Genomic DNA, 26,314 nt, shown 5'->3' with positions numbered 1-26,314 from the left:
GTTCAGCGCGACAAGAAGTCGAGCAGTACCCGGAATTCCGCGAGGCAGAGGTACCCGTCGCCGTCCTGGTCCGCGGCGGCGAGCAGGTCGGCGGCGGGCTCGTCGATCCGGCCCGCGCCGACGTGGCGGATCAACGATTCCAATTCGACGAGCGAGATGCGACCGTCGCCGTTGCTGTCGAAGACCCGGAAGGCCGCGTCGGCGTCGGTGACCTCGATGCGCCCCGCGACCACGGCGGCGTCGAATTCGGCGCGGGAGACGAGGAAGTCGCCGTTGGTGTCGGCGGCGGCGACCATGCGTTCGATGGCCTCCCGGTCGACTTCGATTCCGGCGCCACGGATTCCGGTGGCGATGTCGTCCACCGACACCAGTCCGTCACCGTCGCGGTCCCACAGTGTGAACGTGTCGACCGGATCTGCACTCATCTCACGAACCTCTTTCGCGGCCGAACACTGGCCGTGCCAACACTCTACGGATGCGACGAGGCGGATGGTTCAGCTCGCGTGTCCGTCGAGCACTCGCAGCGTGCACGTGTCGACCAGTGGCTGCCGGTATTCGGTGAACAGTGTCGCCACGAGTTCGCCGCGACTGGTCACCCCGGTCTTGTCGAAGACGGCCTTCACGTGGTCGCGCACCGTGTGGACGGAGACGAGCAGGCGCCGGGCGATGGCCGCGGTGGACAACCCCGCGGCGATGAGCTCGGTGACCTCCAGTTCTCGGTGCGTCAGTTCGTATGCCGCGATCACCAGGGTCGCGACGTCGGAGGGGGTCGCGTGCTGGATCACCAGCGCGGTCGTACTCGGTTCGCCGCCGGGGCCGCGTAGGCAGGAGGCGTGGCAGCTGAGCCACCGGCCGGTCGGCGTGCGGATGCGGATGCGCGCGCTGTCGCCGGTGAGCCGCGCCCGACCCGCCGTACTGAGAATCCAGACGGGCAGCGGCAGTTCGAGCCCGGCGTCGGTCGTCGTGGTGGGGCCGGGCGGCATCAGCGCGAGTAGTGCGCGCGCCTCGTCGTTCACCGAGAGCAGCGCGCCGTCGGCGCCGAACAGCAGCAGACCGGGCGCGTGGACGCTGCCCGAGCCCCCGGTGCCCGGTCGTCCGAAACCGCGTAGCCGTCGAGCCATCGGCGCCGACAAGGATCGCAGCACCGCGACATCGTCGGCGTCGAACGCGGACCTGCCGCGCTCGCGGAACAAGCTCACCTGACCCCACCCTTGCCCGTCGACGCGCAGGACGGCCCGCAGCTCGTCGTCGAAACCTCGCGGCCGCATGAAATTTCGATACAGCGGGCTCAGTGACGGCCGGTCTCCCGTCACCGCACGCAACCCGGCCACCGGCACCGGCGCCACCGCCAGATCGCGGAACAGGTTGACGTGCTCGGCGAAGATCTCCGACTCCCAGTAGGTTCCGCAGCCGCCCTCGTGCAGGTTCTCCACCCGCACCGGAGCCGTGGTCAGCCCGTTGACCGGATCGGTGGCCACCCACACCGCGGCATCGAAGCCCACGCTCCGGCGCAGTCGGGTCGAGGTTCGCGTGAACAACTCGTGCGCGTCCGGCGCGGCGGCGATCCCGGCCAGCAGCGCGGTCATCGAGGGCGAAGCCGGGGCAGTCATGCACCCATTGTCATCGGGTTCGACGACCGGGACCATCCCGCAAACGCGGGATGTCGCGGCGGCGCGCATCCGACCACGCTGAACACCGAGCGTGCCGGTCAGCGACACGCCATCGAAAGAACGTGTACGGCAATGCCGTCCGAAGGTCAGGAGTCGATATGCGAATCGCCGTCATCGGTGCGGGAGTGGCCGCGGTCGGGCTGCTCGACGCGCTCGCGGGTACCGACGCGACACCGGGCACGATCACCGTGTTCGAAGGATCGGCGGCGCTGTGGCGTGGCCGGGCCTATCAGCGCGACGTCCCCGCGGTGCGCGTGAACGCCCCACCGGCGTTGATGTCGGTGCGGGCCGACGATCGCGGGCATTTCCAGCAGTGGCTCGCGCGGCGACCGGAGGCGGTGCGATACCTCGACACCGGCCTGGGGCAGCCGATCGTGCCGCGCGCGCTGTACGGGCAGTACCTGGAGCAGACGGCGCGCGCGTCGATCGACCGCCTTCGACGCGACGGGTGGCAGATCACCGTGGTGAACGACTGGGTGACCGGCCTCGCGCAGGATCAGCCCGTGGTGCTGCGGACCGCGGCCGGCACCACGCATCCGGTGGACCGGGTGGTGCTCTGTGTCGGCAGCGGTCGCCCCCGCGACCAGTACGACCTCCTCGGCGCACCCGGCTATTTCACCGAGCCGTACCCGCTGGCGCACACGCTCACCGAGGTGCGACCCGACGCCCGGGTAGCGGTGATCGGCAGCGGCCTCACCGCCGTCGACATCGCCGTCGCCCTGACCACACACGGCCATCGCGGGCCGATCACGCTCCTGTCGCGCACCGGCGTCCTGCCGTTCGTCCAGCAGCGACCACGACCGCTGGCGCCCCGTCACCTGACCCCGGCCGCCGCGCTGGATCTGGCGCGCCGGGGTCCGGTCGCGTTCGCCGATGTCATCGCGCTGTTTCGGGACGAATTGACCGAGCTGGGTGAGGATTTCGACACTTTCGCCGACGAGATCGGCACCACCGACACCGAGGATCCCGCCCGACGACTGCGCCGACAACTGGGCGAGGTGGACTCCCCCCTGCTCGCCAGGCGCCTGCTCACCATGGCGATCCGCACACTGGGCCCGATCCTGTGGCCCGCGCTGGCCACCGAAGACCGAGAACTGTTGCGCACCCGATACTTCCGTACCATCAGCAGCCTCAGTTCGCCGATGGTCCCGCACAACGCGACACTTCTGCGCAACCTTCTGGATTCGGGTCAGGTCCGGCTGCGCACCGGAGCCACCGCGATCACGGCCGGCGACGCGGGGTTCACGATCACCGACAGATCCACCTGGACCGCCGACGTCGTCATCAACGCCGTCAACCCGCCCGCCTACGTCACCCCACCGGACACCGCGTCGCTGATCGCTCAGCTTCTCGACAGCGGCGCTGCGGAATTCGCCCCGACCGGTGGTTTGCGCTCCGAACCACGAACCCGCGCACTGCGCTCGGGCAACTGGCACGTCCTCGGCAACCTGGCAGCGGAGTCGATGTTCATCGCCACCAACCCACCCGGCCTCGCCGCCGAAGCGGCAGCGCTGTCGGAGCATCTGGTGAAAGAACCCGAATCGGTAGCCCCATCCCGACCTTCCTGACGTGAGGGCGGTGGGACAAGCCCGCGAGTCAGTCGCCGATACCTCGCGGGCGGACCACCATGACCGACCCCGCGCGCTTACCGCTTTCCTCCAGCAGGGCGATCGCACGGCCTGCCGGGTCGATGGCCGCGTAGACACCCTTCATCCCGACCGGTTCCAGCCAGCGGCCGGTGCGCAGGTCGGTGGCCTGGGACTCGTCGATCTCACGCTGCGGGAAGGCCGTGCGGACAGCGGTGTCGATGTCGAGACTGAGCAGCGGCTGCCCCGCTTCGGCGGCGGCCGCCAGTTCCTCGAGGGTCCGGGCGTGCTCGAGGGTGAAGGGGCCGACTCGGGTGCGACGCAGGGCGGTCAGATGACCACCCACGCCGAGGGCCGCGCCGAGATCGCGAGCCAAGGCACGAATATAGGTGCCCGAGGTGCACTCGACTTCGACGTCGAGGTCGACGAATTCGCCGTCGGCCACGTCACGGCGGGCAAGAACGTCGAAGCGCGACACCGTCACCGGGCGGGCGGCCAACTGCACCTCCTCCCCGGCGCGCACGCGGGCGTAGGCACGCTCGCCGTCGACCTTGATGGCGCTCACCGTGGCGGGCACCTGTTCGATATCGCCGGTCAGGGCGGCGACGCCGGCCTCGATCTCGTCGTCGGTGACGTGCAGCGCGGGGGTGGTCGCGGTGATCTCCCCCTCCGCGTCGTCGGTGTTCGTGGCCTGGCCGAGGCGGATCGTCGCGGTGTAGGCCTTGGTGGTGAGGAGCAATTGGCCGAGCAGTTTCGTGGCCCGCTCCACGCCGAGCACCAGCACCCCCGTGGCCATGGGGTCGAGGGTGCCCGCATGGCCGACCTTCTTGGTCTGCAACACCTTTCGGCTGCGCGCCACAACATCGTGGCTGGTGAGCCCGCTGTCCTTGTCGACGATCACCAGACCGCCGAGCTCGCCCACCCGCGACACGCGCGCCGCCATCAGCCGTGCGCGATCGCGGTCAGGATCAGCCCGTCGGCGATCAACCAGCTGCCGTCGAACTCCGTCAGCGCGGCGCCGCCGTCGTTCGTCCGACCGGGTACGAGCAATTTCGTGTGAAAGGTCCCCGAGCCGGAATCCGCTGTCCGGGAATCGATCTCGAAGTTGATGTGCGCGTCCTCGAAACCGAGCCAGCGCAGTGTCAGCGGAAACCAGGCCTTGTAGGTGGCCTCTTTCGCGCAGAACAGCAGTCGATCCAGGTGCAGACCCTCCCCGGGCGTGGCCGAGAGCCACTCACGTTCGGCGTGCAGGCTGACCGAATCGAGCACGCCGTCGGGCAGCGGGCCGTGCGGTTCGGCGTCGATACCGACCGAGCGGAAACGCAGGGCGTGGGCCATCGCGGCGGCACGGTAGCCCTCGCAATGGGTGAGACTGCCCACGACGCCGCGCGGGAACAGCGGCATCCCGCGTTCACCCTTACCGATCGCGGCGGGCGGCTCACCGAGCTGTTCGAGCGCGAGACGGGCACAGTGGCGGGCGCCGATGAAATCGCGGCGGCGCTTCTCCACCGATTTGGCGATGAGGTGTTCCTCGGCGGGATGGGCCGTCAAGTCCTCCGGGAACACCAGCAACTCCGCCGAAGCCACACTCCTCGGCAATATCCTCTCCAGCACTGCGCTGTTCCGCCTCTCCGCGTATTCAGGGCCGGACCCGGGCGCTGTGGGGGTCAGCGTCGGGTCCGGCGGTACCGGGAGTGGCGATGTGCTCGTGCCCGGTGAGTTACCGATGTTCTACGAAATCAGGCATCACGATTTCGTGCAAATTCGCTGCTAGATACCGCGTCTGCGCTCGGCCTTCTGACGCATTTCCGCGGCCGCGGCTTCCATCTCCGGGGTCACCTTGAAGTGGCCACCCCAGGCGTTGAGGTCACCTTCGGCGTACACCGGATCGGGCAGGATTTGGCGCAGCAGCGGTTCCGGCATGCCACGCCGTTTCCATTCCCGGGGGTAGCCGAGGGAGACCTCTTCGAAACGGACGCCGTCGTAATAGGTGGTGCGGGGGATGTGCAGGTGACCGTAGACCGAGCAGACCACGTGGTAGCTGGTGTGCCAGTCGGCGGTCAGGTCGGTGCCGCACCAGAGGGAGAATTCGGGGTAGAACAGGATTTCCGTCGGCTGGCGGACCAGCGGGAAGTGGTTGATCATCACCAGCGGGGTTTCCGGGGGCAGCGCGTCGAGGCGGCGCTGGGTGTATTGGACGCGGGCATGGCACCAGGCGTCGCGGGTGAGATACGGGTCGGGAGTCAGCAGGAACTCGTCGGTCGCCACGACATTGCGTTCGCGCGCCAGCGCCAAACCCTCCGCCTTCGTTTTCGTGCCCGCCGGTCGCCACGAGTAGTCGTAGAGCAGAAACATCGGCGCCAGGGTGACCCGTCCGCCGTACTTCTCGGCGCCCGGGCCCGTCCACACCGGGAACGGATCCTCCGGGGTGACCACATCGAGGTCACGACACATCGCGACGAGATAGTCGTAGCGGGCGGCCCCGTGCATCTGCACCGGATCCTTCGGCGTGGTCCACAGCTCGTGGTTGCCCGGCACCCAGATGACCTTGGCGAAGCGGGCGCGCAGCAACTCCAGCGCCCACCGCACCTCCTCGGCCTTCTCCCCCACGTCACCGGCGACAATCAGCCAGTCCTCGGGCGAGTCGGGCACGATCTGCTCCACCACAGGCTTGTTGCCCTGGTGCCCCACGTGCACATCGCTGACCGCCATCAACTTCGGAATCACCTGTCCACAGTGGCACACTCCGGGCACGCGACTGCGGCGGGTTCACCCCCGAGCCTCCGAGGCTTCGACGACAAGCAGGTCGAGCAGCCCGGGAAACCGCTCCCGCTTCCCGCCACCCGTCCACCACACAGGTACTGCTCAATCACGCCGCCCCACCCGGTATGTCGGCCCCCACTCGAGCCCAGCGGCCCGACTTCGCCCGGGCCAGGACCGCGACCAAGCGCAGCAGCATGAACGCCACCAGACCGGACCAGATTCCCGCCACCCCCCAGTCGAGGATCAGCGACAGCCAGATGAGCGGCAGGAAACCGGTCAGGGCGGCGACGAGGGTCGCGGTACGGAGGAAGGCAGCGTCGCCCGCGCCGAGCAGGACGCCGTCGAGGGCGAACACCGCACCGGCGACCGGGATCATCGCGACGAAGAACCACCAGATGACGTGGGTGCGCTCGAGAACCTGGGGGTCGTCGGTGAACAGCAGGGGGATCACGGTCACGCCCGCGGCGAACACCGCGGCCAGGAGCAGGGCGAAGATCTCCGACCAGACCGTGACCCTGCGGGCGATGCCCTTGGCGCCGTGCGCGTTTCCCGCACCAAGGGCCGCGCCGACCAGGGTCTGGGCGGCGATGGCGAGTGAATCCAGGGTCAGGGCAAGGAAGTTCCAGAGTTGCAGGACGATCTGATGGGCCGCGACGGAGGCGGCGCCGAACCGGGCGGCCACCGCGGCGGCGGAGACGAAACAGATCTGGAAGGACAGGCTGCGGACGATCAGGTCGCGGCCGAGCACCAGTTGAGCGCGCATCACCGCCGGTTGTGGGCGCAGCGGAACACGTTCGCGCAGCAGGGCATACGCGAACAGCACGCCCGAGACCGATTGCCCGACGAGGTTCGCCACCGCGGAACCGGCCAACTCCATCCGAGGCGCGCCGAACAATCCATAGACCAGGACCGGGCACAGCACCGCGGACAGCGCCAGTCCGACGACCACATAGGTCAGTGGCCGTCGCACGTCCTGCACACCGCGCATCCACCCGTTACCTGCCATCGACAGCAGGATCAACGGCACTCCGAACAGCGCGATCCGCACCCAGGCCAGCGCTTCGTCGGCGATCTCGCCACCGCCGGCGAGCACCGAGCACAGTGGCACCGCGAACAATTGGATCACCGCGACGATCACCACGCCCACCGCCAGACCCACCCAACTGGCCTGCACCCCTTCCTCGACCGCGCCGAGCCGGTCGCCCGCACCGTGCCTGCGGGCCGCGCGCGCTGTCGTTCCGTAGGACAGGAACGTGAGCTGGGTGCTCACCGTCCCGAGGATCACGGCGCCGACAGCCAGCCCGGCCAGTGCCAAAGCCCCCAACCGGCCGACCACCGCGATGTCGAAGAGCAGATACAGCGGCTCGGCCACCAACACGCCCAGCGTGGGCACGGCGATACCGAGAATGCGCCGTGGCCCGGCCCGGTCGACCTCGCCGTCGGTCACGGCTTCCTCCAGCGGTTCAGCGGACCCCACACCGACCTCCCACAGTCCTACGACCCTCGCCGCGCACGCTGCCGACCCGACGATGGTGGCACAGGGCACCGACAGCTCGGCTCGCCCACGAAGTGCCACAACACGACCTCGCCGGGCGCCCGCGACGAGCACCGATCGACAGCCGCACGAACTCCGCCCACCGAGGAACGCGAAAGCGCAACCACGAAGGGCCGACGGCAGGCAGGATGAGCGCCATTACTGGTCGTGCGCCCAACTCGGGTGGAACGACGACGCCCAGCGGACGCCCGGATTCGCCCGAACAACTCAGGATCGACCATGGACCTTGTGCAGCGATGGCGGGTGATCACGGCGTTCGCCCTGGTCGGTGCGGCGACCCAACTGGTGTGGCTCACCTACGCGCCGGTGACGACCGTGGCGGCGCAGCACTTCGGTGTTTCCGAGTCCGCGGTCGGGTGGCTGGCGAACATGTTCCCGCTGCTCTACGTGGTCCTCGCGGTGCCCGCCGGGATCGCGCTGGATCGCTGGTTCCGGCCGAGCCTGATCGCCGGCGCGGTACTCACCGCGGTCGGCGCCGCCCTGCGCCTGCTCGACGGCGGTTTCGCGATGGTGCTGATCGGTCAGACCGTCGTCGCGGTCGCACAACCGCTGGTGCTCAACGCGATCACCGGAATCGCCGGGCACTACCTCGACGAGAAGGACCGGGCCACCGGGATCGCGGTCGGCACCGCGAGCACCTTCGCCGGGATGGCGGCGGCGTTCGTCCTCGGCGCCGCGCTCCCCGCGCCGAGCCAGCTCACCACACTCACCGCGGTCGGAACGATCTTCGCCCTCGTGGCCGCGATCGTGCTGACCGTCGAACTGATGCGGGCGGGCACCGGGCCGACGCCGCGCACCGTCACCTCGCTCGCCACGCTCCGCACGGCCGTCGGCGACCGGTATGTGCGCCGACTCTGCGTCGCGGTGTTCTTGCCCTTCGGCACCTTCGTCGCGTTGGCGACCTACGGCCAGGCCCTGCTCGAGCCCGCCGGCGTCAGCGCCGACACGGCCAGCATCGTGCTGTTGGTCAACGTCCTCGCCGGTGTCGTCGGCTGCGCGGTGATACCGGTGGCGGTCCTGCGCCGGGGCGTGGAACTGCGTGCCGTGATGGTCGGCCTCACCGCCAGCGCCGCCGCCTGTCTCCTCGTCGCGCTCGCCCCAGGCCTGGCAACCGGCTTGCTGGCCTTCGTCCTCATCGGCATGACCCTGCTGCCCGCCCTGCCGATCGTCCTGGCCATGGCCGAACGCCACACCGGTGCCGCCGAAGGCACAGCGGCGGGCCTCATCTGGATGACCGGCAACCTCGGCGGTCTCGTCGTCGCGGGCCTCACCGGCCTGCTCGTCGACCGCCCGTCCCTGGCCTTCACCCTCTGCGCCGTCGCCACGATCCTCGGCGTCCCCCTGGCTCTGCGCCTACGCCACGACGGGGCCCTCGCCCCGATTCAACGCTCGGGGATCAGCCCAGCGCGGTGACCAGCGCGCGCACCACGGTGTCGGCGTTGCCGTAGGTGGTGTAGCCGGCGGCGAAGCGGTGGCCGCCGCCGCCGAAGCCGCTCGCCACCGCGGCGACGTCGATACCGTCGGTGCGACCGGGAGCGGAGTCGCGCGAGCGCAGCGAGACGGTCCAGCGGTCGTTCTGGCCGCGGGCTTCCTTGAACACGGCGGCGATGCCCGCTTCGGCGGTGGTCCGAATGACGTCGATGACACTCTCGACCTCTTCCGGGCCTACATCGTGGGTGTCGGCGGCGCGAACCAGTGCGTAGACCAGGCCGACTCCGGCGGCGGACGGCACCACCACGGCGGTGGACAGCACCTTCGACAGCATCGGCAGCCAGGCGTAGGGATGGGTGTCGAGCAGGACACGGGTGATCTCGGTGCCGTTGATGCCGGTGGCGAGCAGCCGCTCGGCCATGGCGTGACTGCCGGGGCGGGCCCAGCGGAACGAGCCGGTATCGGTGACCAGGCCCGCGAACAGGCAGTGCGCGATGGCGGCGTCGATCCGCACGCCCCAGGCGTCGAGGAGCCGGGTCACCAGTTCGGTGGTGGAGGCCGCGGATTCGTCGATCAGGTCGATGGTGCCGAAACCGTCGTTGGCCCGGTGGTGATCGATCACCATGGTCATCGCCGCGCCGGGTAATCGGTCGGCGAGAGTACCGAGACGGCTGCGCGCGCCACAGTCGACGACGATCAGCAGGTCGACCTCTCTCGGCACCCGCGCCGGCGGCACGATCAACGGCACACCGGGCAGCGTGCGCAGCGAGGCCGGCAGCTCAGCGGGCTCGGCGAACGACACGCACACCGGTACCTCGCGTCGGTGCAGCGCCAAGGCCAGCGCGAGCCCGCTACCGACGGTGTCGGCATCGGGCTGCACGTGGCACAGGATCGTCACCGAACGCGCCGCCGCCAACGCGGCGACCGCCGCGCCCAGTTCGGTCCCGCCTCGGACGCTGGTCATCGGCAGTCCACGTCGGCCGCCGGTCGTCGGCCGAATCCGGCCGCGCCCGGCGGGCACGACTCGGCGCCCCACGTGGTCACTCGAGCTACCGCCCCCGGGCGCTGACCGGACATGCCCGCCTACTCGGCTTCGGCTTCGCGATCGGCCTTGTACGGGTCGGCCTCGCCCGCGTGCTTGGCGTTGGCGGCGACCTTGGCCACCTCGTCATCGATGGCGCGAGCCCTGGCGAGCAACTCTTCCATCTCGCGGGCCACCTCGGGCACCTTGTCGAGAGTGAACGACAGGATCGGGGTGAACTTCACACCGGTACCCGCACCCACCTTCGACCGCAACACACCCCTGGCCGCGTCCAACCCTGCAGCGGCTTCGGTGTAGTCGGGTTCGGCGTCGATCGTCTCGCCCATCACCGTGTAGTACACGTTCGCCTCGCGCAGATCGCCGCTCACCTTGGCATCGGTGACGGTGACGAACCGCAGCCGCGGATCCTTGATCTCGTATTCGATCGCGGTGGCCACGATCGCGGAAATCCGCTTGGCGAGCCGGCGTGCCCTGGCTTGATCGACCATGGCGGTACCTCCCTTAGTCTTCGGGTCCGAAGATCCGGCGGCGTACTGCCAGCAACTCTATCTCCGGACGCGCGGCAACGTGCCGCTCACACTTGTCGAGCACCTCGTTCAGGTGTCCCGTTTCCGCACTGACCATGGCCACACCGAGCAGTGCCCGGCGATGTAGGTCCTGATCTCCGGCTTCGGCGGCATTCACGCCGAAGCGCTTCTGTAGCTCGGCGAGGATCGGTCGGATCACCGACCGCTTCTCCTTGAGCGAATGCACGTCACCGAGCAGTAGATCGAATTCGAGCGCACCGATGAACAGCGGTGCTCACCTCCTGGTAGACGGTTCCCGCAAGACCCCACGCCGCACCCGACGAATCGGATGCGGCGTGGGTCGAACGGTATTGCGTTGATCAGTCGCGCGGCTTTTCACGAAGCTCGTAAGCCTCGATGATGTCGCCGTCCTTGATGTCGCTGTAGGTGACGGTCAGACCGCACTCGAAACCTTCGCGCACCTCGGTGGCGTCGTCCTTCTCCCGCTTGAGCGAGGAGATGGTCATCGTCTCCGCGATCACTCGACCGTCACGGATCAGGCGCGCCTTGGCGTTGCGCTTGACCGAGCCCGAGGTGACCATGCAACCGGCGATGTTGCCGATCTTGGACGAACGGAAGATCGCGCGGATCTCGGCGCGGCCCAGCTCGACCTCTTCGTAGATCGGCTTGAGCATGCCCTTGAGGGCCTTCTCGATCTCGTCGATCGCCTGGTAGATCACCGAGTAGTACCGGATGTCGACGCCTTCGCGGTTGGCCAGCTCCGTGGCCTTGCCCTCCGCGCGGACGTTGAAGCCGATGATGATCGCGTTGGAAGCCGACGCCAGGTTGACGTTGGTCTCGGTGACGCCACCGACACCGCGGTCGATGACGCGCAGACGCACCTCGTCGTCGATCTCGATACCGAGCAGCGCCTCTTCGAGGGCCTCGACGGTACCGGAGTTGTCGCCCTTGAGGATCAGGTTGAGCTCCGAAGTCTCCTTCAGTGCGGCATCCAGATCTTCCAGGCTGATCCGCTTGCGGCTGCGAGCGGCCAGTGCGTTGCGCTTGCGCGCATTGCGGCGATCGGCGATCTGACGGGCGATGCGGTCTTCCTCGACCACGATCAGGTTGTCACCAGCGCCGGGGACGGAGGTGAAACCGATGACCTGCACCGGGCGCGACGGGGTCGCCGCGTGGACGTCCGCGCCGTGCTCGTCGACCATGCGACGCACGCGACCGTAGGCGTCGCCCGCCACGATCGAGTCGCCGACGCGCAGGGTGCCGCGCTGGATGAGCACGGTGGCAACGGGGCCACGGCCGCGGTCCAGGTGCGCCTCGATGGCTACACCCTGGGCGTCCATGTCCGGGTTGGCCCGCAGGTCGAGCGAGGCATCCGCGGTCAGCAGCACTGCTTCGAGCAGCTGATCGATGTTGGTGCCCTGCTTGGCCGAGATGTTGACGAACATGGTGTCGCCGCCATATTCCTCGGTGACCAGGCCGTACTCGGTGAGCTGCTGCTTGATCTTGTCCGGGTTTGCACCCTCTTTGTCGATCTTGTTGATCGCGACGACGATCGGCACGTCAGCGGCCTGTGCGTGGTTGATCGCTTCCACCGTCTGCGGCATGACGCCGTCGTCGGCCGCGACCACGAGGATCGCGATATCGGTGGCCTTCGCACCACGCGCACGCATGGCGGTGAACGCCTCGTGACCCGGGGTGTCGATGAAGGTGATCAAGCGCTCTTCGTCGTTGAGGTTGGTGAGCACCTGGTAGGCACCGATGTGCTGGGTGATGCCACCGGCCTCGCCCTCGGCGACGTTCGCCTTACGGATCGTGTCGAGCAGTCGGGTCTTACCGTGGTCGACGTGACCCATGACGGTCACGACCGGCGGACGGTGCTCGAGGTCGTCCTCGCCGCCGGCGTCTTCGCCGTAGGTGAGGTCGAACGACTGCAGCAGTTCGCGATCTTCGTCCTCGGGGCTGACCACGTGGACGACGTAGTTCATCTCGCCGCCGAGCAGCTCGAGGGTCTCGTCGTTCACCGACTGGGTCGCGGTGACCATCTCGCCGAGGTTGAACAGCGCCTGCACGAGAGCAGCGGGGTTCGCGTCGATCTTCTCGGCGAAGTCCGACAGCGACGCGCCGCGAGCGAGGCGGATGACCTCACCGTTGCCGCGAGGCAGCCGCACGCCACCGACGGCGGGAGCCTGCATGTTCTCGTACTCGGCGCGCTTGGCCCGCTTCGACTTACGGCCACGGCGAACCGCGCCACCGGGACGACCGAAGGCGCCTGCGGCACCACCACGGCCACCGGGACCACCGGGACGACCGCCGCCGCCACCGGGACGACCACGGAAACCACCGGCCGCGGGAGCACCGGCACCGGGAGCACCGGGGGCACCGCCACCGCCACCGCGGTAACCGCCACCGCCGCCGCCACCACCGGGACGGCCTGCGCCGCCACCGCCGGGAGCGCCACCGGGACGACCCGGACGGCCACCGGCCGCGGGGCCGGGACGTGCCGAGCGTGCGGGCATGGCACCGGGGTTCGGACGCGGAGGCATCGAACCCGGGTTGGGACGGGGACCACCGGGACGCGGGGCACCGCCCTGCGCGGCGGCCGGGCGCTGACCCTGGCCACCCTGACCGGGGCGGGGACCACCCTGACCGGGAGCCGGACGCGGGCCACCCTGACCGGGAGCCGGACGCGGGCCACCCTGACCCGGAGTCGGGCGAGGACCGCCCTGACCCTGACCGGCCGGACGCGGCGCGGGACGCTCACGATCGGGAGCCGAGCTGAACGGGTTGTTGCCGACGCGCGGAGCCTTCGGCCCCGGCTTCGGGCCGGGACCGGCCGGACGCGGGCCCGGTGCCGCTGCGCCGGGAGTGGCCTGACCCGGACGGGTCTGAGCCGCGGCGGGAGCCTGAGCCTGGGCCGGACGCGGCGCGGGGGCCGGACGCGGACCGGGCGCGGGAGCGCCTGCGGGCTTGGTGGCCGGAGCCGACTGCTCGGCGGCCGGAGCGGAGCTCGCGGGTGCCGGGGTAGCGGGCTTCGCCTCGACCGGAGCGGCCTGTTCGACCTTGGGCGCGACCGGCGCGGCAGGAGCTGCCGGGGCGGGCGCGGCCGGAGCCGGACGCGGACCGGGGCGGGGGCCGCCGGGGGTGGGCTTGGCACCAGCCGGGCGGGCTGAGGCTGCTGCCGACGACGGGCCGGGACGGGCCGCCGACTTGGCATCGGCCGCCGGAGCGGACTTCGACGCCAGAGATTCACGGAGACGACGTGCGACGGGTGCTTCCACCGTCGAGGACGCCGACTTCACGAACTCGCCTTGCTCCTTGAGCTTCGCGAGTAGTTCCTTGCTTGTGACACCGAGCTCTTTAGCCAACTCGTGCACGCGGGCCTTGCCTGCCACTGCTCTCCTCACTGAGAGGTCGAGCAGTGACGCCGCCTAGGTAAGGCGGGCCCGCACGACCTCGGGTTATCTCCGACGGACGTTCATCGTTGGTGCTTCACGGTGTGCTCATGAGTGCTCGTGCCTGTTCTCGAGGTACTGCTCCAGGGCTGAGATATCCAGATTTCCGGACACTCGTAGGGCTCTGCCGAATGCTCGGCGCCGCTCTGCGGAACGCAAACAAGCTGAAACGGGGTGCAACCAGGCACCCCGTCCGGGAAGTCTGCGCCGCGGATCGGGAACAATCGCGACATCGGAGTTCCGATGCTGCGCCACGACCCGCAACAGGTCGGCGGACGACTCGCGCTGACGGCATCCGATACAGGTGCGAACGGATTGCGCGGGCCGGTCCTGTACCCACTCTACCGGTGACCCGGTCATAACGACGAACCCCTCCCCTTCGGAAGTTACGAACATGTCATCCGCAGGCGGGAATTCGACGTGCCCGGAATCAACTACGGTGCGCTTCCGGCCGGACGGAGTCGTCCGGTTCCGGAGCCGCGTCGCTGCGGATATCGATGCGCCAACCCGTCAGACGGGCGGCCAGACGGGCATTCTGGCCCTCCTTGCCGATGGCGAGGGAGAGCTGGAAGTCGGGCACGATCACCCGTGCCGCCCTGGCGTCGGGATCGACGACAGTGACCGATACCACCTTCGACGGCGAGAGCGCATTGCCGACGAAGGTCGCCGGATCCTCGGCGTAGTCGATGATATCGATCTTCTCGCCCGCCAGTTCGCTCATCACGTTGCGCACGCGCTGGCCCATCGGGCCGATGCACGCGCCCTTGGCGTTCACGCCCTGCACGGTGGACTGCACGGCGATCTTGGAGCGGTGCCCCGACTCGCGCGCCACCGCGACGATCTCGACGGACCCGTCGGCGATCTCGGGCACCTCGAGCGAGAACAGCCGCCGCACCAGGTTCGGGTGGGTGCGCGAGAGCTGGATCTGCGGGCCACGCGGGCCACGCGAGACGCCGTAGACGTAGCACTTGATCCGGTCACCGTGCTCGTAGGTCTCCCCCGGCACCTGTTCGGCGGGCGGGATCAGTCCCTCGGCGCCGTTGGCCTCGCTGCCGATGCGCACCACCACGATGCCGCGGGCATTGGCCCTGGCGTCGCGCTGGACCACACCGCCGACGATCTCGCCCTCGTGGGTGGCGAAGTCGCCGAAGGACTTCTCGTTCTCGGCGTCGCGCAGCCGCTGCAGCACCACCTGGCGGGCGGTGGTCGCGGCGATGCGGCCGAAACCCTCCGGCGTGTCGTCCCATTCGGAGACGAGGTTGCCGTCGGCGTCGAGTTCGCGCGCCATCACCCGCACCACACCGGTCTTCTGGTTGATGTCGATGCGCGCGTTGGCCTCGTGGCCGTCGGTGTGTCGGTAGGCGGTGAGCAGCGCCGACTCGATCGCCGAGATCACGGTCTCGATCGAGATGCCTTTGTCGGCGACGATCGCCCGCAAGGCTTCGATTTCAATGTTCATTCCGCAACCCCTTCGGTGGGAGTGTCTAGGTGGTGTCCTGGCGCGGCGAGGTCGGCGGGCTCTTCGCCCGGTACCGGGCGGCCCGGCGCGATGCCGCCCGCGAGTTCGAGTTCGGCGGCGCCCGGTGCGTTGAATTCGACCTGGACGACAGCTTCGGCGATATCGGCGACCGGCACGTGAACGCGGTGCGGCTTCGCCTTGCCGCCGAGCACGAGTGCGATGGTCGCGTCGTCGGCGAGTTGGCCGACGCGCGCGTCGAACCGGGCCTTGCCCTCGATCCGCTCGGCGCCGTCGGCCAGCTTGACGCGGACCTTGCGACCCTGTGCCCGCCGCCAGTGCCGTTCGGTGGTGAGCGGGCGCTCCACACCGGGTGTCGTCACTTCGAGCAGGTAAGCGGAATCGCCGAAATCGCCTGCGGCATCGAGAAGTTCGGACATCTCGCGACTGATCGCGGCGATGGCGTCCAGGTTCGCGGGGCCGTCGCTGTCGACGGTGACCTTCACCCGAACCGGAGCCAGCTCGCCGTTGCCCGCAGCCACGATCGCGACGCCCTCGAGGTCGAATCCCCGGCGTGCAACGAGCTCAGCGACTAGCTGGCTCACCCTTTCCTCGGTGGGCATCGGCATATGGGCGGCTCCTGGTTCAGTTGTGACGCGATCGGAAATATCTACGCCGAAGGTCTAGCGTAACGCGCTCAGAGAGTGTAAAGGACCGGGCGTTGAGCGCCGCGCACCGGTCCGGCTCGGCGTGCCCGAGGTGTGTCGCCACGCGCGTGAACTACCCGCGCGAGATCTGGCACGATGGTGCGCGTGCCCCACCGCCATACCGTCCCGCCGAGAGCCGGGCGACCTTCCGGCATGCGCTCCGACCGGCACGAACCCCCTCACACGCGGGTCGAGCCTGCCATCGCCCATCTCGCCGGGTCGACGCCGGGTCTCACCGGCGCGAACCCCACCGACCCATCAGCCACAGTGCCGCATTCCACACCGGTGCAGCAGCTTTCACCGTCCGCGCCGACATGGCCTCGCCGCACACTGCTTCGGCTCGTCGGCGCGAGCGCTGTCGGGCTTCCCGCGGTGTCCGCGTTGGCCGCCTGCGCCGAGGACGATACCGTGCACGCGCCGGATCCTCTTGCCGCGCAGGAGGTTCTGGCCCGTGCCGACGCAGCCGCCGCGACAGCGGCGATCGCGCTGGCACCACAGTCGAACGCCGCGCTGAGCACTGTCGCCACCGAACGCACCGCCCACGCCGCCGCTCTTCGCACCGAAATCGACCGGGTGATAGGCGTTTACGGTGACGGCACCACCCCCGTGCATCGCACCGCCGCCCTGACCGTGCCCGGACCCGACGGTGCCTCGCTGCCCGCCGCGGAGGTCGAGGCCGCGGCAGCGCAACCGACCACCGTCGCGCAGTTGCGTGCTCAGCTGGTCCGTTCCCAACAGTCCGCCGCCGCCCTGGCTCGCACCGAATCCGGCTATCGCGCGGGACTTCTCGCGTCGATCAGTGCGGCCTGCGCCACCCAGGCAGGAGTTCTGCTGACATGACCGAACAGCGAAAGACGTTGCAGAACGCACTCGATGCCGAGTACGCCGCCGTCTACTCCTACGGCCTGATCGCCGCGTACGCCAATGCCGACCGGTCCCGCCTGGTCGCCGAGTTCAGCGCCGCGCACCGCGCACGCCGCGACGCCACGATCGAGCTGCTGGAAGCCGACGGCACGGAGCCGGACGCCCCCGCCGCCGCCTATACCCCGCCCGCCCCGGTCGACGACCCGATCCCGGCGGCTCATCTGGCGGTGAGCGTCGAGTCCGATTGCGCCGCGGCGTGGTACGCGGTGGTCGAGAACGCGACCGACGCATCGGTGCGCGCCACCGCGACCGAAGCTCTCACCGAAGCCGCCGTCCGCCGCGCTCGCTGGCAGACGATCCTGGGATCGGTCCCGGTCACCGTCGCCTTCCCGGGGCGGGCGTAGGCACCGATCAGAGCTCACGGCGAAGCCGAGCCCGCCGAACCGATGGCGCCCCGCGCCGACCGGGTCCACACATGACGCTGCGACGGTTCGGGCACGGTTGCGGGTAGATCAGCGACCTACCCGCAACCGCGGCGGCGACTACGGACGCATCGCGTACGCACCGTCGTAGGCCTCCACCTGCTGCCACACCCGATCGAAACGCTCGGCGTCGGCGACCGGGCTGCGCAGCGCCCCGATCGCCCAGGCACGCTGGGCCTCGGTGACCGACGGCTTGCCGAGCAGTGCCGCGGCCTGGGTGTTGAAGTCGCGGATCTGGAAGTCGAAGATCTGATCGAGCACATCGCGGTCGAGCCCGGTGAGGTCGGCCTGCTCGAGAATCAGCTGCCCGTAGACCACCGTGGAGAACAGGTGGCCGATGGTCAGCATGAAGTCCAGGTCCTTCTGCTGGTCCGCATCGGGAGCCGCGGTGAGCAGCAGGCTGCGCAGCGCTTGGGCCTGCTCGTAGAACCGGCCGACATTCGGGACCTCGGATGCCTGCTCGTAGGCGGGGGTCCAGTCGGCGAACTGCACCTTGCCCGCGCCGCGCGCCGGACCCTGCTGCCAGAAGAACGGCTGGTCGCCGGGTGCGAGGTCGGTGCCGATCGCCGGGTATTCCTTCGGGTTGAGCAGGTAGTTCGGCATGAACTTCAGGATCTGGCCCACGTTCACGTGCACGGTGCCCTCGAGGCGCGGCAGGTGGTTGATGTAGCGCGAGGCCTGTGCGAAGTAGGTGGCCTTCTCGAATCCCTTGGCCGCCAGCACATCCAGCAGCAGGGTCATCGCGACCTCTGCCTCGGAGGTGACCTTGGACTTGGTCATCGGGTTGAACAGCAGGTAGCGGCGATCCTCGAGCGAGGCGCTGCGGAAGTAGTCGACGGCGCGGTCGCTGAACAGCTTCATCGCGATCAACCGCGCGTAGGCGTCGACGAAATTGCCGCGCACATGAGCGAAGTCGGTGACCGGGTTGCCGTAGAGGATGCGGTTGTTGGCGTGGGTGATGGCCTCGAAGAACGAGTGCTCGACCATGCCGATGCCACCGTGGCAGAGGTTGAACTTGCCCACGTTGACGGTGTTGAGCGCGGCCGAGAAGGCCTCCGGCCCCACATGGAGCAGGTCGGCGGCGGTCACCGGGTAGTTCTCCAGCCGGAAGTGGCTGACATACATCTGACCGTGGATGACGCTCTCGATCAGGTGGTAGTCGTCGTGGCGGCTGTCGGCGGCGAACCAGACGTAGCCCTCGGGGCCCTCGACATCGCCGCGTCGGGAGAACACCGACACCATCGAGGCGACGTTGCCGTTGCCGATGTAGTACTTCTCACCGCTGGCCCGGAACAGGATGCCCGCTTCGGCGTCGGCGCTGCCCGGCTCGCTCGGGGTGAGGATCAGGTCGGTGTTGTAGATGTCGGCGCCGTGGTCGCGCTCCGACAGCGCGAACGCCATCACCTGACCGTCGTCGAGGTCGGCGGCGGCCTTGCGCTTGGCGACCTCGTTGTCGCTCTGCCAGATCGGGCCGAGGCCGAGGATGGTGACCTGCTCGGCGTACCAGTACGCGAGCCCGTAGAACCCGAAGATCTCCGCGAGCGCGGCGTTGCGGGCCGCGTCCCAGCGCTTGTTCGGATCACCGTCGGCGTAGGCGGCCGGCGTCAGGAAGGTGGCAAACAGCTTCTCCTTGCCGACGAACTCGAGGAACTCCGAGGTCCACACCGCGTCGCGGTCCTCGGCCAGCAACTGCGCCTTGCCCTTGGATTCGAACCACTCGATGGTGGCCAACAGCTGCCGCCGCGTCTCGGCGTCGAAGTGCTGCGGGTCGTAGGTGGCCGGGTTGAACAGCAGGCTGGGCGAACTCGTCATGCCCGTTAACTTATCAGCGCCGCCGACTCGCCATGCCGACCCCGCGACTCCCTCACCAGCACTTTCGCCTACGTAGCCGTAAGTTCCGACGGCTTGTTGTCGTTTCACACAATCGGACCGGGGCCAAGTTTCCGGACTCGCCCAGGCGACGAGCAGCTGCGCCGCGACGACGCGCCGGCCGATCCGACCCGGTGCTACAGACGGCAATCGCGCTGCCCCACATCCAGTGGGACAGCGCGATTCGGGAGACGAGACTCAGCCGCGAACCTTGGCGGTCACCGCGCTCACCGCGTCTTCGGCCGCGATCTCCTCGGCTTCGCCGGTGAAGCGGTTGCGCAGCTCCACCTTGCCCTCGGCCCAACCGCGGCCGATGACCAGGATCCAGGGCATGCCGAGCAGTTCGGCGTCCTTGAACTTCACCCCGGGTGAGGCGGTGCGGTCGTCGAACAGCACCTCGAGGCCTTCGGCGTCCAGGCCAGTGACCACGTGTTCGGCGCCGTCGCGGGCGGCGGCGTCCTTGTTGGCGATCACCACGTGCACGTCGTACGGGGCGACCTCGGCGGGCCAGCGCAGGCCCTTGTCGTCGTGTTGCTGTTCGGCGATCACCGCGACCATGCGGGAGACGCCGATGCCGTAGGAGCCCATCGTGAGGCGCACCGGCTTGCCGTTCTCGCCGAGTACGTCGACGTCGAAGGCGTCGGTGTACTTGCGGCCGAGTTGGAAGATGTGGCCGATCTCGATGCCGCGCGCGGACACCAGCGGGCCCGCGCCGTCGGGCGAGGGATCGCCGTCGCGAACCTCGGCGGCCTCGATGGTGCCGTCGGGGGTGAAGTCGCGGCCCGCGACCAGACCGACGACGTGCTTGCCCTTGACGTCGGCGCCGGTGATCCACGCGGTGCCGTCCACGACGCGCGGGTCGACCAGGTAGCGAACACCGTTGGCCTGCAGGCCCTTCGGGCCGATGTAGCCCTTCACCAGGAAGGGGTTGGCGGCGAAGTCGGCTTCGGTGAGCAGTTCCACCTCGGCGGGCTCGACGGCGGCGCCGAGTCGCTTGTCGTCGACCTCGCGATCACCGGGGACACCGATACCGAGGATCTCGGTCTTGCCGTCGGGATGGCGCAGCTTCACCATCACGTTCTTCAAGGTGTCGGCGGCGGTGACGGTGCGGTCGAGGACCTTCGCCTCGTTGGCCCAGTCGACCAGCGTCGCGATGGTGGGAGTGTCGGGGGTGTCGTATTCGACCGCGGCGGCCTGGCCCTCGATGGGCACTGCCGCGGGCGCGGGGGTGACCACCGCTTCCACATTGGCCGCGTACCCGGACTCGACGCACCGCACGTAGGTGTCCTCACCGACCGGGCTGGCCGCGAGGAACTCCTCGGAGGCGCTGCCGCCCATGGCACCCGACGTCGCGGCCACGATCACGTACTCGACGCCGAGCCGCTCGAAGATGGCCTGGTAGGCCTTGCGGTGGGTGGCGTAGCTGTTGGACAGGCCGTCGTCGTCGATGTCGAAGGAGTAGGAGTCCTTCATGACGAACTCGCGCCCACGCAGGATGCCCGCGCGGGGACGTTCCTCGTCGCGGTACTTGGTCTGGATCTGGTACAGCGTGACCGGCAGATCCTTGTAGGAGTTGTACTCGCCCTTCACGGTGAGCGCGAACAGTTCCTCGTGGGTGGGGCCGAGCAGGTAGTCACCGCCCTTGCGGTCCTTGAGCCGGAACAGGCCGGGGCCGTATTCGGTCCACCGGTTGGTGGTCTCGTAGGGCTCACGCGGCAGCAGCGCCGGCAGCGAGATCTCCTGCGCGCCGGTGGCGTCCATCTCCTGGCGCACCACGTCTTCGATCTTGCGCAGCGTGCGCAGGCCGAGCGGCAGCCACGAGTACACGCCCGGGGCGACCCGGCGGACATAGCCTGCGCGTACGAGCAGTTTGTGGCTTGGCACCTCGGCGTCGGCGGGATCGTCTCGCAGGGTGCGCAGGAACAGGCGGGAGAGGCGGGTGATCACGGATGCACAGGGTAGTCCCTGGTCCGCGGGCGGCGACAGCCGATTACCTCCTCGATGCCGCCCGACCAGCCGAAAACTGATGCGCACAGCACTGGGGATAAGAGGTTACCCATTATATAACCGCCCCAATCATCAGATAACAACTTGATAACTTAAGCACGCCTGACAATTATTGGATGACTAGGTTTTCTCCATAAGTCGATTACACGCCTACAACAGAAATCGGCGGCGGTGACGCCGCCCTTGCGAGAGGTCACAATGGCTGAGACGAAATTCCTGTCGAAGCGCTGTAGAGCAGTGTTCGCCGGTGCCGCGTTGGTGGCCGCGGCCCTCGCCGGATGTACCAAGACCGAGACCGCCGAGAGCGGTGAGCTGCTGCAGTCGCTGAAGGACAAGGGCACGATCACCGTGGGTTTCGCCGGTGAGGCGCCCTATTCCTTCGAGGAGGGCGGCCAGCTCACCGGCGCCACCGTGGCCCTACACAAGGAGATCTTCGCCAACCTCGGCATCGAGACCGTCGACGGCGTGCAGACCGAGTTCGGCGCCCTGATCCCCGGCTTGCAGGCCAATCGCTTCGATGCTGTCAGCGCGGGGATGTCGATCCTGCCGAAACGCTGTGAACAGGCTTCTTTCAGCGAACCGGAATTCATGTACACCACCGCGTTGATGGTGAAACCCGGTAATCCGATGAATTTGACGGATATGCAGTCGATCAAGTCCAGCGGCGCGAAGATGGCCGCGATGACCGGTGCCATCGAATCCGATTACGCCAGTTCCCTCGGCATCGAGGCCACACAGGTCGGTACCCCGCAGGACGGCATGGACGCGGTCACCTCCGGGCGCGCCGACGTGTTCGCGCTCACCGCGATCTCGCTGAACTGGCTCAAGAGCCACACCCCCGACGCCGCGGTCGACGTGACGCCGTCGTTCGTCGCCGTCATCGACGGCAAGCCACAGGTCGGCGCGGGTGGCACGGTGTTCCGCACCACCGATCCCGACCTGCTCGCCGCCTACAACGCCGAGCTGGCCAAGATCACCGGGGACAAGGACAAGTACCTGTCGATCGTCGGGAAGTTCGGGTTCACCGAGCGCGAGTTGCCCGACCCGGCCTACACCACGGCCAAGCTGTGCAAGGGTGAGATCTGATCTTCCGCATGAGCACCCCAGCATGCGGAACGGATACAGCATGAGCAATTTCGACGCGGTCCGCGATGCCCTTCCCTCCTTGTGGGAGGGCATCGCGGTCACGCTGGAGCTGACCATCGGCGGCGCGCTGCTCGCGTTCGTCCTCGCCCTCGTCCTGGGCACCACCGCCCGCGTACGCAATCTCGCGGCGCGCGGCACGGCCCGGGTCCTGATCGAATTCTTCCGGGGCACTTCGCTTCTGGTGCAGATCTTCTGGCTGTTCTACGTGCTGCCACTACTCGGCTACAAGCTCGACCCGCTGTTCTGCGGCATCCTGGCGCTGGGCCTCAACTACGGCGCCTACGGTGCCGAGGTGGTGCGTGGCGCGCTCAACGCGGTGCCGCGCGCCCAGTTCGAGGCGGCGGTCGCGCTGAATTTCAGTCCGTGGCAGCGGATGCGCAGAGTGCTGTTTCCCCAGGCATGGGCACTGATGCTGCCCTCGCTGACCAATTTGCTGGTCCACCTGCTCAAAGGCACCGCGGTGGCGTCCTACATCACCCTGCACGACCTCACCTACGAGATCGGTGACCTGCGCAAGACCACCAGCGACACCCTGTTCTCCTTCGGCGTCGGCCTGGTCATCTACTTCGTCCTCGGCTACCTGCTCACCCTGGGCATGAACCTGCTCGAGACCCGAGCCAAGACCAAGCTGGGCCGCGGGGCATCGCTGAAGGACGTTCTCAGCCTGGCGCCCGACGAAGCACACACGAAGGTGGCCTCATGACCGCCGAATGGAGTTGGGAGCGCGCCCGCGAGGCGCTGCCGGTGCTGTGGGAGGGCTTCCAGATCACGCTGCTGGCCACGGTGCTCGGCTTCGCGCTCGCCGCGGCGCTCGGGCTGGCGATCGCGATGATCCGGCGGACGATGCCGCGCTGGATCGCCGCGCCGGTGCACGCGGCGAGCGAGTTCGTCCGGCTCACCCCGCTGGTCGTGCAGTTGCTGTTCGCCTACACCCTGCTGACCCAGTTCTCGGCGCTGCAGATCGGCATCGTCGTGCTGGGCATTCACTATTCGAGCTATCTCGCCGAGGTGTACCGGGCGGGGATCGAGGCGGTGCCGAAGGGGCAGTGGGAGGCGGCGCGCGCGCTGTCGTTGCCGCCCACGCGCACCTGGGGCGCGGTGGTGCTGCCGCAGGCGATCCGGGCGAGCCTGCCCGCGCTGGGTACCAACGCTGTCTCGATGTTCAAGGACACACCGTTCTTGTTCGCCATCTCGGTCGTCGAATTGGTGACCGCCGCACAGCAATTCGGGGCACGCCACTTCGCGTACCTGGAGTCGATCACCCTGGCCGGGGTGTTCTTCCTCGTTGCCAGCTACCCGACGTCTGTGCTGATCAGAAGACTGGAGAAGCGACTTGCCTACTACTGACGAGATGATCCGATTCGATCAGGTGGTCAAACGCTTCGGCGACCTCGTCGTGCTCGACCACCTCGATTTCAGCGTCGACCGCGGGGAGAAGGTCACCCTGATCGGGCCGTCCGGGTCGGGCAAGACCACCATCCTGCGGCTGCTGATGACCCTCGAGACGATCAGCGACGGCGTGATCTGGGTCGACGGTGAACCACTCACCCACACCGAGCGCGGCGGAAAGCTGGTGCCCGCCAAGGAGAAACATCTGCGGGCGGTGCGCACCAAGATCGGCATGGTGTTCCAGCAGTTCAACCTGTTCCCGAACATGACGGTGCTGGAGAACATCACCGAGGCCCCGATTCACGTGCTCGGCAAGTCGAAAGACGAAGCGCGCGAACGGGCTCGGCACCTGCTCGACGTCGTCGGCCTGGCGGACAAGGCGAATGCCCATCCCTCGCAACTGTCCGGTGGTCAGCAGCAGCGGGTGGCCATCGCGCGCTGCTGTGCGATGGACCCGAAGGTCATGCTGCTCGACGAGGTGACCTCGGCACTCGACCCGGAACTGGTCGGCGATGTCCTCGACGTGCTACAAACCATCGCCGAGACCACCGACATCACCATGCTGATCGTCACCCACGAGATGCGCTTCGCCCGCGAGGTGTCGGACCGGGTGCTGATGTTCGACTCCGGTCGCATCATCGAACAGGGTCCACCGGAGCAGATCTTCGAGGCTCCCACCAATGAACGGACCCGCAAGTTCTTGGAAGCGGTGCGCTGAGCCCTGCGGGAGCCCCGACCGTGGGGCTCCCCCGTGCACCGGGGCGGGGCGAGGCGGCGATTGCGGCGGCGATTACCGTTGGCGATCGTGCTGGTGCTGCTGCCTCCCTCCGAAACCAAGTCCGACGGCGGATCGGGCGCGCCGCTCGACCTCGCCGACCTGGCGATGCCGCAGCTCAGCGCGGTCCGCGACAAGTTGATCACCGAGGTGGTGCGACTGGCGGCGAACCCCGTCGCCTCCGCCGCGGTGCTCGGACTGGGCAAAGGCGCCGACGCGGAGATCGCCCGCAACGCGAGCCTGCGCACCTCGGCGACCCGCCCTGCCCTGGAGCGCTACACCGGCGTTCTCTACGACGCGCTGGACGCGAAGTCGTTCACCAAGGTGCAGCGGAGCAAGGCCTACGCACGGCTGGGCATCGGCTCGGCGCTGTTGGGCGCCGTCCGCGCCGCCGACGCCATCCCCGCCTACCGGCTCTCCGGTGGCACCAAGCTCCCGGGGCTGCCGACGCTGTCGGCGGTGTGGCGTGATGTGCTGCCCGACGCCCTGTACGCCGAAGCCGCGGGCGAGCTCGTGATCGACCTACGATCGGGCACCTACCAGCAGCTGGGCAGGGTCCCCGATGCCATCACGGCCAACGTCCTCACCGAACACCCCGACGGCTCGCGCACCGTGGTCAGCCACTTCAACAAGCATCACAAGGGCCTGTTGGCACGGGCCCTGGTCCTCACCCGTGCCGAACCCGGCGATATCCGCGCGGTGGCGCGGGTGGCGAGCAAGGCCGGTCTGCGCGCCGAAATCGCCTCCCCCACCGAACTTCTCATCATCACCTGAGTGGTGTCGTCGAACCACCTCGCCCGTGGCGGCGGATGACGGTTCCCCGACTCACTCTGCGACCGGGGCGAGCAGCTGGATGAGGTTGCCGCAGGTGTCGTCGAAGACCGCGGTGGTGACCGGGCCCATCGCCGCGGGAGCCTGGGTGAAGTACACGCCGCGGTCGAGGAGGCGGCGGTATTCGGCCTCGATATCGTCCACGGTGAAGACGATCACCGGGATCCCTTCGGCACTCAGTGCCGTTTTGTAAGCCTTGGCCGCCGGGTGCTGGTCGGGCTCGAGCAAGAGCTGGATGCCGTCGACGTCGGCCGGTGAGACGACGGTGAGCCAGTCGTATTCGCCGACGGGGACCTTGTCTTTGACCTGGAAGCCGAGCACGTCGGTGTAGAAGGCCTCGGCTTTGGCTTGGTCGTCGACGAAGACGCTGGTTACTCCGATGCGGATCATGTGTCCTCCTGGGGGATGGGCCATCGCTGCGACATCGCACGCAGGGGAGCGAAGTCCGCATGATGGAACTTGTATCGACCTTGCCGACGGGTGTGGACGAGTCCGACGTGCTCGAGCACACCGAGGTGCTGGGTGATGGCCTGGCGCGAGGAGCTGATGCCGTGTTTGCTCACGAGGCGGGCACACAGTTCGAACAGGGTTTGCCCGTCGCGATCGGCCAGTTCGTCCAGGAGTGCGCGTCGTGTCGAATCCGCCAGCGCGGTGAAAATGTCGGTCACGGTGCGCACTCCCTTCCAGCGTCTCCCGTCGAACAATAGGCAAGTACCGACTTGCATGTCAAGGGCGAGAGCTCCGCGCCTGTCGCGCTTCGCC

26 protein-coding genes are annotated in these 26,314 nt (G+C 68.4%); 9 read left to right on the top strand and 17 right to left on the bottom strand.

The window, feature by feature from the left end:
* Window positions 1-2: 2 nt before the first annotated feature.
* Both ACFWUR_RS11170 and ACFWUR_RS11165 read right to left on the bottom strand, forming a co-directional pair.
* Window positions 3-425, bottom strand: a complete 423-nt coding sequence (locus ACFWUR_RS11170) for an EF-hand domain-containing protein (RefSeq protein ID WP_378905431.1) — start codon at window positions 423-425, stop codon at window positions 3-5.
* A gap of 69 nt (window positions 426-494) precedes the next feature.
* A complete protein-coding gene (locus tag ACFWUR_RS11165) occupies window positions 495-1,610 on the bottom strand; it encodes a LuxR C-terminal-related transcriptional regulator (protein WP_378905428.1) in 1,116 nt (371 codons plus the stop codon).
* Window positions 1,611-1,768: 158 nt separating this feature from the next.
* Here ACFWUR_RS11165 and ACFWUR_RS11160 point away from each other — a divergent pair, with 158 nt between their 5' ends.
* Window positions 1,769-3,238 carry an FAD/NAD(P)-binding protein gene (locus ACFWUR_RS11160; protein ID WP_378905426.1) on the top strand — a complete coding sequence of 490 codons (1,470 nt, stop codon included), beginning with the start codon at window positions 1,769-1,771 and terminating at the stop codon, window positions 3,236-3,238.
* A gap of 28 nt (window positions 3,239-3,266) precedes the next feature.
* Here ACFWUR_RS11160 and truB read toward each other — a convergent pair whose 3' ends face one another.
* The 4 genes from truB to ACFWUR_RS11140 form a co-directional block, all read right to left on the bottom strand.
* A complete protein-coding gene (gene truB, locus ACFWUR_RS11155; protein WP_378905423.1) occupies window positions 3,267-4,199 on the bottom strand; it encodes a tRNA pseudouridine(55) synthase TruB in 933 nt (310 codons plus the stop codon).
* A complete protein-coding gene (npt, locus tag ACFWUR_RS11150; protein ID WP_378905420.1) occupies window positions 4,199-4,870 on the bottom strand; it encodes a 4'-phosphopantetheinyl transferase Npt in 672 nt (223 codons plus the stop codon). The genes truB and npt overlap by 1 nt, the downstream gene beginning before the upstream one ends.
* Before the next feature lie 156 nt (window positions 4,871-5,026).
* Window positions 5,027-5,983: a metallophosphoesterase family protein gene (locus tag ACFWUR_RS11145; protein WP_378905417.1), complete on the bottom strand. Its 957-nt coding sequence runs from the start codon at window positions 5,981-5,983 to the stop codon at window positions 5,027-5,029.
* A gap of 142 nt (window positions 5,984-6,125) precedes the next feature.
* Window positions 6,126-7,496 carry an MATE family efflux transporter gene (locus tag ACFWUR_RS11140; RefSeq protein ID WP_378905414.1) on the bottom strand — a complete coding sequence of 457 codons (1,371 nt, stop codon included), beginning with the start codon at window positions 7,494-7,496 and terminating at the stop codon, window positions 6,126-6,128.
* Window positions 7,497-7,793: 297 nt separating this feature from the next.
* Here ACFWUR_RS11140 and ACFWUR_RS11135 point away from each other — a divergent pair, with 297 nt between their 5' ends.
* Window positions 7,794-8,987, top strand: a complete 1,194-nt coding sequence (locus tag ACFWUR_RS11135; protein ID WP_378905411.1) for an MFS transporter — start codon at window positions 7,794-7,796, stop codon at window positions 8,985-8,987.
* Here the strand turns inward: ACFWUR_RS11135 and ACFWUR_RS11130 are convergent.
* From ACFWUR_RS11130 to rimP, 7 genes are all read right to left on the bottom strand, one after another.
* Window positions 8,971-9,969 (bottom strand): bifunctional oligoribonuclease/PAP phosphatase NrnA, encoded by a 999-nt coding sequence (locus ACFWUR_RS11130; protein WP_378905408.1) that lies wholly within the window; start codon window positions 9,967-9,969, stop codon window positions 8,971-8,973. The two genes, ACFWUR_RS11135 and ACFWUR_RS11130, sit on opposite strands and share 17 nt — an antisense overlap.
* A 119-nt stretch (window positions 9,970-10,088) precedes the next feature.
* Window positions 10,089-10,535 carry a 30S ribosome-binding factor RbfA gene (gene rbfA, locus ACFWUR_RS11125; protein ID WP_378905405.1) on the bottom strand — a complete coding sequence of 149 codons (447 nt, stop codon included), beginning with the start codon at window positions 10,533-10,535 and terminating at the stop codon, window positions 10,089-10,091.
* Between the two features lie 13 nt (window positions 10,536-10,548).
* Entirely contained in the window at window positions 10,549-10,842 is a 294-nt protein-coding gene (locus ACFWUR_RS11120; protein WP_056811534.1) for a DUF503 domain-containing protein, read from the bottom strand.
* Between the two features lie 91 nt (window positions 10,843-10,933).
* Window positions 10,934-13,966: a translation initiation factor IF-2 gene (gene infB, locus ACFWUR_RS11115; protein WP_378905402.1), complete on the bottom strand. Its 3,033-nt coding sequence runs from the start codon at window positions 13,964-13,966 to the stop codon at window positions 10,934-10,936.
* A 108-nt stretch (window positions 13,967-14,074) separates the two neighbouring features.
* Window positions 14,075-14,386, bottom strand: coding sequence for a YlxR family protein (locus ACFWUR_RS11110; protein WP_378905399.1), 312 nt, complete (start codon window positions 14,384-14,386; stop codon window positions 14,075-14,077).
* 70 nt (window positions 14,387-14,456) lie between these two features.
* Window positions 14,457-15,485 (bottom strand): transcription termination factor NusA, encoded by a 1,029-nt coding sequence (nusA, locus tag ACFWUR_RS11105; RefSeq protein ID WP_378905396.1) that lies wholly within the window; start codon window positions 15,483-15,485, stop codon window positions 14,457-14,459.
* Window positions 15,482-16,111: a ribosome maturation factor RimP gene (gene rimP, locus ACFWUR_RS11100; protein WP_378905393.1), complete on the bottom strand. Its 630-nt coding sequence runs from the start codon at window positions 16,109-16,111 to the stop codon at window positions 15,482-15,484. The genes nusA and rimP overlap by 4 nt, the downstream gene beginning before the upstream one ends.
* 363 nt (window positions 16,112-16,474) lie before the next feature.
* Here rimP and ACFWUR_RS11095 point away from each other — a divergent pair, with 363 nt between their 5' ends.
* Together ACFWUR_RS11095 and ACFWUR_RS11090 are read left to right on the top strand one after the other, a co-directional pair.
* Window positions 16,475-17,029, top strand: a complete 555-nt coding sequence (locus ACFWUR_RS11095) for a hypothetical protein (RefSeq protein ID WP_378905390.1) — start codon at window positions 16,475-16,477, stop codon at window positions 17,027-17,029.
* Window positions 17,026-17,457, top strand: a complete 432-nt coding sequence (locus tag ACFWUR_RS11090; RefSeq protein ID WP_378905387.1) for a ferritin-like domain-containing protein — start codon at window positions 17,026-17,028, stop codon at window positions 17,455-17,457. The genes ACFWUR_RS11095 and ACFWUR_RS11090 overlap by 4 nt, the downstream gene beginning before the upstream one ends.
* A gap of 138 nt (window positions 17,458-17,595) precedes the next feature.
* Here the strand turns inward: ACFWUR_RS11090 and ACFWUR_RS11085 are convergent, their stop codons facing one another.
* Window positions 17,596-19,347 carry an acyl-CoA dehydrogenase family protein gene (locus ACFWUR_RS11085; RefSeq protein WP_378905384.1) on the bottom strand — a complete coding sequence of 584 codons (1,752 nt, stop codon included), beginning with the start codon at window positions 19,345-19,347 and terminating at the stop codon, window positions 17,596-17,598.
* A gap of 255 nt (window positions 19,348-19,602) precedes the next feature.
* Entirely contained in the window at window positions 19,603-21,351 is a 1,749-nt protein-coding gene (locus ACFWUR_RS11080; protein ID WP_378905381.1) for a proline--tRNA ligase, read from the bottom strand.
* Between the two features lie 258 nt (window positions 21,352-21,609).
* On the opposite strand from ACFWUR_RS11080, the gene ehuB reads away from it, so the two are divergent.
* From ehuB to yaaA, 5 genes are all read left to right on the top strand, one after another.
* The gene (ehuB, locus tag ACFWUR_RS11075; protein ID WP_378905378.1) at window positions 21,610-22,497 is read left to right on the top strand and encodes an ectoine/hydroxyectoine ABC transporter substrate-binding protein EhuB; all 888 of its coding nucleotides are present in this window, start codon (window positions 21,610-21,612) and stop codon (window positions 22,495-22,497) included.
* A 40-nt stretch (window positions 22,498-22,537) separates the two neighbouring features.
* Window positions 22,538-23,260, top strand: a complete 723-nt coding sequence (ehuC, locus tag ACFWUR_RS11070) for an ectoine/hydroxyectoine ABC transporter permease subunit EhuC (RefSeq protein WP_378905375.1) — start codon at window positions 22,538-22,540, stop codon at window positions 23,258-23,260.
* Complete coding sequence (ehuD, locus tag ACFWUR_RS11065) at window positions 23,257-23,904, top strand: ectoine/hydroxyectoine ABC transporter permease subunit EhuD (RefSeq protein WP_378905372.1); 648 nt, start codon at window positions 23,257-23,259, stop codon at window positions 23,902-23,904. The genes ehuC and ehuD overlap by 4 nt, the downstream gene beginning before the upstream one ends.
* Window positions 23,905-23,908: 4 nt before the next feature.
* Window positions 23,909-24,664, top strand: coding sequence for an ectoine/hydroxyectoine ABC transporter ATP-binding protein EhuA (gene ehuA, locus ACFWUR_RS11060; RefSeq protein ID WP_378905369.1), 756 nt, complete (start codon window positions 23,909-23,911; stop codon window positions 24,662-24,664).
* Between the two features lie 87 nt (window positions 24,665-24,751).
* Window positions 24,752-25,495: a peroxide stress protein YaaA gene (yaaA, locus tag ACFWUR_RS11055; protein WP_378905366.1), complete on the top strand. Its 744-nt coding sequence runs from the start codon at window positions 24,752-24,754 to the stop codon at window positions 25,493-25,495.
* 51 nt (window positions 25,496-25,546) lie between these two features.
* Here the strand turns inward: yaaA and ACFWUR_RS11050 are convergent, their stop codons facing one another.
* Both ACFWUR_RS11050 and ACFWUR_RS11045 read right to left on the bottom strand, forming a co-directional pair.
* Complete coding sequence (locus tag ACFWUR_RS11050) at window positions 25,547-25,939, bottom strand: VOC family protein (protein WP_378905791.1); 393 nt, start codon at window positions 25,937-25,939, stop codon at window positions 25,547-25,549.
* A complete protein-coding gene (locus ACFWUR_RS11045) occupies window positions 25,939-26,220 on the bottom strand; it encodes an ArsR/SmtB family transcription factor (RefSeq protein WP_378905363.1) in 282 nt (93 codons plus the stop codon). The genes ACFWUR_RS11050 and ACFWUR_RS11045 overlap by 1 nt, the downstream gene beginning before the upstream one ends.
* Window positions 26,221-26,314: the final 94 nt, after the last annotated feature.

The organism is Nocardia sp. NPDC058633, from assembly GCF_042717045.1.
GTDB lineage: Bacteria > Actinomycetota > Actinomycetes > Mycobacteriales > Mycobacteriaceae > Nocardia.
Note: the sequence above shows the minus strand (reverse complement) of the source record. Positions and strands in the feature narration are given on the sequence as shown.

Bases quoted from the DNA above. Each gene is read 5' to 3' on its own strand.
- ACFWUR_RS11170 (WP_378905431.1), bottom strand. From the start codon at position 425: ATGAGTGCAGATCCGGTCGACACGTTCACACTGTGGGACCGCGACGGT.
- ACFWUR_RS11165 (WP_378905428.1), bottom strand. From the start codon at position 1,610: ATGACTGCCCCGGCTTCGCCCTCGATGACCGCGCTGCTGGCCGGGATC.
- ACFWUR_RS11160 (WP_378905426.1), top strand. From the start codon at position 1,769: ATGCGAATCGCCGTCATCGGTGCGGGAGTGGCCGCGGTCGGGCTGCTC.
- truB (WP_378905423.1), bottom strand. From the start codon at position 4,199: ATGGCGGCGCGCGTGTCGCGGGTGGGCGAGCTCGGCGGTCTGGTGATC.
- ACFWUR_RS11135 (WP_378905411.1), top strand. From the start codon at position 7,794: ATGGACCTTGTGCAGCGATGGCGGGTGATCACGGCGTTCGCCCTGGTC.
- ACFWUR_RS11130 (WP_378905408.1), bottom strand. From the start codon at position 9,969: ATGACCAGCGTCCGAGGCGGGACCGAACTGGGCGCGGCGGTCGCCGCG.
- rbfA (WP_378905405.1), bottom strand. From the start codon at position 10,535: ATGGTCGATCAAGCCAGGGCACGCCGGCTCGCCAAGCGGATTTCCGCG.
- ACFWUR_RS11110 (WP_378905399.1), bottom strand. From the start codon at position 14,386: ATGACCGGGTCACCGGTAGAGTGGGTACAGGACCGGCCCGCGCAATCC.
- nusA (WP_378905396.1), bottom strand. From the start codon at position 15,485: ATGAACATTGAAATCGAAGCCTTGCGGGCGATCGTCGCCGACAAAGGC.
- rimP (WP_378905393.1), bottom strand. From the start codon at position 16,111: ATGCCGATGCCCACCGAGGAAAGGGTGAGCCAGCTAGTCGCTGAGCTC.
- ACFWUR_RS11090 (WP_378905387.1), top strand. From the start codon at position 17,026: ATGACCGAACAGCGAAAGACGTTGCAGAACGCACTCGATGCCGAGTAC.
- ACFWUR_RS11085 (WP_378905384.1), bottom strand. From the start codon at position 19,347: ATGACGAGTTCGCCCAGCCTGCTGTTCAACCCGGCCACCTACGACCCG.
- ehuB (WP_378905378.1), top strand. From the start codon at position 21,610: ATGGCTGAGACGAAATTCCTGTCGAAGCGCTGTAGAGCAGTGTTCGCC.
- ehuC (WP_378905375.1), top strand. From the start codon at position 22,538: ATGAGCAATTTCGACGCGGTCCGCGATGCCCTTCCCTCCTTGTGGGAG.
- ehuD (WP_378905372.1), top strand. From the start codon at position 23,257: ATGACCGCCGAATGGAGTTGGGAGCGCGCCCGCGAGGCGCTGCCGGTG.
- ehuA (WP_378905369.1), top strand. From the start codon at position 23,909: ATGATCCGATTCGATCAGGTGGTCAAACGCTTCGGCGACCTCGTCGTG.